Annotated in this window: 3 protein-coding genes; all 3 read left to right on the top strand. The window is 65.6% G+C overall.

The window, feature by feature from the left end; translation table 11 throughout:
* Nucleotides 1-122: 122 nt before the first annotated feature.
* The 3 genes from VIR09_RS22160 to VIR09_RS22150 all read left to right on the top strand — a co-directional run bounded on the left by VIR09_RS22160 (nt 123) and on the right by VIR09_RS22150 (nt 3,901).
* Nucleotides 123-794, top strand: a complete 672-nt coding sequence (locus VIR09_RS22160; protein WP_006218435.1) for a response regulator transcription factor — start codon at nt 123-125, stop codon at nt 792-794.
* Nucleotides 795-860: 66 nt separating this feature from the next.
* Complete coding sequence (locus VIR09_RS22155; protein WP_332014801.1) at nt 861-1,976, top strand: sensor histidine kinase; 1,116 nt, start codon at nt 861-863, stop codon at nt 1,974-1,976.
* On the top strand, nt 1,973-3,901 hold the full coding sequence (locus tag VIR09_RS22150; protein ID WP_332014800.1) for a potassium transporter Kup: 1,929 nt from the start codon (nt 1,973-1,975) through the stop codon (nt 3,899-3,901). Before VIR09_RS22155 ends, VIR09_RS22150 begins: the two co-directional genes overlap by 4 nt.
* Nucleotides 3,902-4,083 lie beyond the last annotated feature (182 nt).

Below are 4,083 nucleotides of genomic sequence, written 5' to 3'. Positions count from 1 at the left end.
GCGGGCGCGGCAGCCCCCGCCGCAGCCGGAGCCGCCCCGGCTCCGTCCGCACCTTGAACGCTTCCCGGCCCCGGGGCGTATTTCACGCCCCGTTCCGGCCGGGATCGCGCTAGAATCGCCGCATGCGAGTTCTGGTAATCGAAGACGACACCACCCTGGGCCACGCGCTCCAGGAATTTCTGGCCGACCAAGGCTATGCGGTCGACTGGCTGACCGAGGGCGACCGGGTTCTGGGCGCCTTGGCGGGCCAGCCCTACGACCTGATGCTGCTCGACCTCAACCTCCCCGGCATGAGCGGGCTGGACGTACTGCGGCAGTTGCGGCAGGACGGCAACCAGGTCCCCGTGCTGATCCTCACCGCCCGCGATGGCATCGAGGACCGCGTCGCGGGCCTGGACGCCGGGGCGGACGATTACGTCACCAAACCGTTCGAACTGCCCGAGCTGGCGGCGCGCGTGCGCGCTTTCGGCCGGCGCCGCGCCGGCCAGGCGCAGCCCCTGATCGAAGTCGGACCGCTGGTGTTCGACACCGTCGGCCGCGAAGTCCGCGCCAATGGCCAGCGCCTGTCCCTGTCGGTGCGCGAACTTTCTGTCCTGGAAATGCTGATGGCCCGCGTCGGCCGCGTCGTGACCAAGCGCCAGATCGTGAACTCGCTTTCCGCCTGGGACGCCGATTTCAGCGAAAACGCCGTCGAAGTCTATGTGTACCGCTTGCGCAAGCGCCTGGAAGGCACGGGCGCCAGCATTCAGACGGTGCGCGGCTTTGGCTACATGCTGGATGTGGAAACGGCCTGACGGGCCGGCCGCGGCCGGGTCGCGCCGGCCGAGCGCATCCATACGCCTGGGCGAGAGCATTGCGCCATGATGCAGGAACGCATTCCTACTTCTACTCCGGCTTCTCGCCCCTTGCTCCCCTCCCGTTCGCTTGCGCGGCATCTGGTCATCCGCCTGATGCCGCCGATCCTGCTGCTGGTCCTGCTGGACCTGGCAGCCACGTGGGTTATCACGCACAAGATCGATATGTCGATCTGGATGCTGGAAGACTTCTTCTGGCTGATGGTGGTGGGGCAGATCGCGTTGATTGCGCTGTTTACCTGGGTGGTGGTGCAGGGGGTACGCTCCGGACTACGTTCGGTCAATCACCTGTCTGAAGAGATTAGGCAACGCTCCATCGACGACATGCAACCGCTGGAAGTGGCCGGCGTGCCGGTCGAAATCGAGCCGCTGGTGACGCACACCAATGATCTGCTGCTGCGCCTGGACGCCTCGCTGGCGGCGCAGCGCCGCTTCATCGGCCATGCCGCGCATCAGCTGCGCACGCCCTTGTCCGGCCTGCGGCTGGAGTCCGAGCTGATGCTGGCGCGTCCCTTGCCCGACGACGTGCGGGCACGGGCGGAACGCATCAAGGCTGTCAGCGACCGCATGATCCGCCTGGGGCAGCAACTGCTGGTCCTGGCGCGCGCCGACCCCAACGCCCGCCCGCAAGACAGCTTCGTGCGCATCGACCTGTGCGAATGGGTGCGCGCCAACGGCGCGGAGTGGTTTCCGCGGGTGCGCGAGGCGCACTACGAACTGGATCTGGTGGCGCCCGACGCGCCGATCTGGATCGACGCCGATCCCTTGCTGTTGGCCGAGCTGTTAGGCAACCTCATCGACAACGCGCTGCGCTACGGCAACAAGACCGGCCGCATCACGCTGATCGTCGGCGCCAATCCGCCTTCGCTGACCGTGGAGGACGATGGGCCGGGCATTTCTCCCGATGAGCGCGAACGCGTGTTCGAGGCTTTCTACCGTTCGCCCACGGCCACCGCCGGCGGGTCCGGCCTGGGCCTGGCCATCGTGCGGGAGATCGCGCACGCGCATGGCGCCTGGTGGAAGCTCACCAGCCGTCCGGACTTTTCAGGAACACGGCTTTCCGTCGTGTTTCCCGGCCCCCGCAAGGGAGCCCAACTCACTCGTCAAGAACCTACATCATGAGCCAGGGTTCGGTCAGCGTTCCTTCGTCGTCCAATGGGCATGCACTTGGCGGACACGCGCCGTCGTCGCGGGCTGCTCTCATCATGGGGGCGCTGGGCGTGGTGTACGGCGATATCGGCACCAGCCCTCTGTATACGCTGCGGGCCTGCTTGACGGGGCTGAGCGTGCACACCGATTTGGAGCCGGCCCACCTGTTGGGCGTGCTGTCCATCCTGTTCTGGATGCTGATGGTGGTGGTGTCGTTCAAGTACGTGACTCTGGTGCTGCGCGCCGACAACCGTGGCGAGGGCGGCACGCTGGCCTTGCTGGAATTGGCAGTGCGCGGGCGCGAAGGCAAGCTGCGTTGGGTGCTGATCGTGTTGGGGATCTTCGGCGCGGCGCTGTTCTATGGCGACAGCATGATCACGCCGGCGATCTCGGTGTTGTCGGCGCTGGAAGGGATAGGCATCGTGTCGCATCAGCTTGATGCCTGGGTGGTGCCGCTGGCTTTGGTCGTGTTGATCGCGCTGTTCGCGATCCAGTCGCATGGCACAGGCGCGATGGGCAAGCTGTTCGGTCCGGTGATGCTGCTGTGGTTTGGCACGCTGGCCGCGCTGGGCGGCTGGCAGATCTGGCAGACCCCGGAAGTGCTGCGGGCGTTGAACCCGATGTGGGGGCTGCGCTTCATCGTCGAATTCCCCTGGATCAGTTTCGTGCTGCTGGGAGCGGTGGTGCTGGCCCTGACCGGTGCCGAGGCGCTGTATGCCGACATGGGCCACTTCGGCCGTCCCGCGATCCGCCGCGCCTGGTTCAGCATGGTGCTGCCGGCGCTGACGCTGTGCTATTTCGGCCAGGGTGCACTGCTGTTGCGCGATCCGACGGCGATCCGCAATCCGTTCTTCATGATGGCGCCGGAATGGGGATTGGCGCCGCTGGTGGCGCTAGCCACCATCGCGACCATCGTGGCGTCGCAGGCCGTTATTTCCGGGGCTTACTCGGTCACGCGCCAGGCAGTGCAGCTGGGGTTCTGGCCGCGCATGCAGATCCTGCATACTTCGGCGGTCGAGAAGGGGCAGATCTACCTGCCGCAGGTCAATGCGCTGCTGCTGTGCGCGGTGCTGATCCTGGTGCTGCTGTTCCGCAATTCGGACAACCTGGCCGCCGCTTATGGCTTTGCGGTCACCGGCACGATGTTCACGACCTCGGTGCTGGCCTTTGCGGTGTTGCCGCGGGGTTCGACCGGGCTCAAACGCGTGCTGTGGCTGGTGGCGCTGGGCCTGTTGCTGCTGTTCGACGTGCTGCTGTTCTCGGCCAACGTGTTCAAGATCCACGAGGGCGGCTGGCTGCCGCTGCTGGTGGCCATCGTGGTGTTCACGCTGATGATGACGTGGCGCCGCGGGCGTCGGCTGCTGTCCGAGATGCAGCAGCGGGACCGCCAGCCGCTTAAGGAATTCATGGCGCAGCTGGAGGAATATCCGCCGTCGCGGGTGCCGGGCACGGCCATCTTCATGACCATGAATTCGGGCAATGTGCCGCCGGCGCTGCTGCATAACCTGAAGCACAACAAGGTGCTGCACGATCATGTGCTGTTTCTGACCATCCTGGTGGCGGACGTGCCTTATGTTTCGCCGGAAGAGCGTTTCTCCGTGGCCAAGCTGTCGGCGTCGAGCTGGCAGGCGACGATCAACTATGGTTTCAAGGAAGATCCGGACGTGCCGGAGGCGTTGCGGCTGGTGGCGGAGGCTTATCCGGAGATCGATCTGGAGCCGATGCGGACTTCCTATTTCCTGTCGCGGCAGACGGTGGTGGCGGCCAGGAAGCCGGCGTTGTGGCGGTGGCGGCGGGCGGTGTTTTCGTTCATGGCCCGGAACTCTACGCGTAGCACCAAGTTCTTCAAGATTCCGGCTAATCGGGTGGTGGAGATGGGGATGCAGGTGGAGCTTTAGGCTCTTGCTTGCTCGTTGCAGGCGATGCGGGTTCTTTGGACGCCTGTGGCGGCGGGGGCCTGCCATGCGCGGGGCAACGATTGCGGTCCGGAGCCTTCGCTCCGGACTTCCCCTTCGTCATCTTCGTCAAGGCCTGCGGCCTTTCCTTCAGATTCCCTCGGGCTTATCGACGCCCCGCGCAT

Source organism: Achromobacter sp., assembly GCF_036567245.1.
Taxonomy (GTDB): Bacteria; Pseudomonadota; Gammaproteobacteria; order Burkholderiales; family Burkholderiaceae_B; genus Achromobacter.
This window is presented reverse-complemented; position numbering and strand designations above follow the sequence as displayed.